The sequence below is a fragment of the Algoriphagus aquaeductus genome, assembly GCF_003253485.1.
GTDB lineage: Bacteria > Bacteroidota > Bacteroidia > Cytophagales > Cyclobacteriaceae > Algoriphagus > Algoriphagus aquaeductus.
Genome location: NZ_QKTX01000045.1, coordinates 1 through 1,418, shown reverse-complemented (window position 1 = coordinate 1,418; position 1,418 = coordinate 1). Strand labels below are relative to the sequence as shown.

Sequence of the window (1,418 nt, the reverse complement as noted above, 5' to 3'; positions counted from 1 at the left end):
GGATCAGTCTTACTATCTGGGGAGGTTAAAATTTTAGCCATAGATATTTGAGAGTCTAAAAAGGAAGAATTCAATATTTGAAACTCCTCTAAACTGTGTTCTGAAGGCTTTGATTTTTGCGTTGAATGATTCGGCCGAGGCGTTTGTGCTTCTGTTTTCGAAGAAGTTGAGGATGGTTTCATAGTGATTTTGGATGGTTCTGGATACCGTGTTGAAGGATTTAAATCCAGCTTGTTCCACTTCATTGTACCATAGAGCCAGTTTGGTAAAAGCTACTCCTTTGATTTTGCTAGTCTGATAGATTCGGGCAAGAGACCTGGACAGTTTATAGGCTTTTTCCAGATCGGGATACCTGTGAAAAAGTATTTCTGCCCGGTGAGCCTGGGAGGGAGTCCAAGAGTCCTCTCCCTTGAAAAGCAGGTATCTGCTTCGGGCAAGCAGTTGTTTTTCTGTGTCTCCGTTTTCGAGCCTATTGGAGATAAATGGCTTGCCGCACTCTTTGCTCAGCTCCATTTCTTTGTTTTCCTGTTCGATGGCTTCCCATCTGTGGGCAATTCTCATTTCCTGAACCGCCTCGTGTACGAGCTGCTGGACATGAAACCGGTCGGTAACCAACAGTGCTTTAGGAAAACTCCTGCGGACAATTCGTTCCATACTGGCTGCCATGTCAAGGGTCACTTCCTTGACTTTCTTTCGTTTGCCCTCAGGTAATTTTCTCAGCACATCAATTACCCGCTCACTGTCAGTTCCCTTAATCATAGCAACCAACGCTCCCTTTTTGCCTTTGGCGGCTTTATTGGTCAGTACGGTATAGAGCTCTCCCTGAGAAAGGGAAGTTTCATCAATGCTGAGGTGGGTGCCCAGATTTTCCGGAAAGAGAATCCAATCCTTGGCATGGGATTTCTGAGACCAAGTCTGAAAGTCACTGAGATGAAAAACATACTGATGTTCAAGGACCTTTCCATTCACATGGAAGTTTTCGGCAAGACTCTTACAACTTACAGGGGACGAGTCCAGTCGTTCCTTTTTAAAAAAAGCGCGAATTCCTGTGTCATTCGCGTGCCGTTAGCTACCAAATTCCAGTCCCTGCTTACATTCTTTCCCGTCTCTTCATTCAACCACTTTCTCCGCTTTATTTTCAGGAAACAAGCTTTACCCCTCAGGGGGAAATCCTGAATAGTAACTTCCTCAAAAAAACCTTTGGATGTGAGCTTCACTCCTTGAAGATGTTCAGGGTGAATATTGAGTTCTTCCAAATAAATCTGATAAGTATTGTCCTTTAGGACTGCTGAAGTAACCTTAAAAAATTCCAAAAGCCCCTGAGGCAAAACCAAACTGAGGTAATCCTTTTCTTCCAATTCTTTTTTTTAACAAAGAAACCACATTGACCTAAATCCCCCAACTTTTAGGACTGATCC

Annotated in this window: 2 protein-coding genes; both read right to left on the bottom strand. The window is 43.5% G+C overall.

Translation table 11 applies throughout. The features are described 5' to 3' along the window. Nucleotides 1–33: 33 nt before the first annotated feature. Nucleotides 34–969 (bottom strand): ISAon1 family transposase, encoded by a 936-nt coding sequence (locus CLV31_RS21700; protein ID WP_111395185.1) that lies wholly within the window; start codon nucleotides 967–969, stop codon nucleotides 34–36. 29 nt (nucleotides 970–998) lie between these two features. Next, nucleotides 999–1,358, bottom strand: a complete 360-nt coding sequence (locus CLV31_RS21695; RefSeq protein ID WP_111395184.1) for an ISAon1 family transposase N-terminal region protein — start codon at nucleotides 1,356–1,358, stop codon at nucleotides 999–1,001. Between the last annotated feature and the right edge of the window lie 60 nt (nucleotides 1,359–1,418).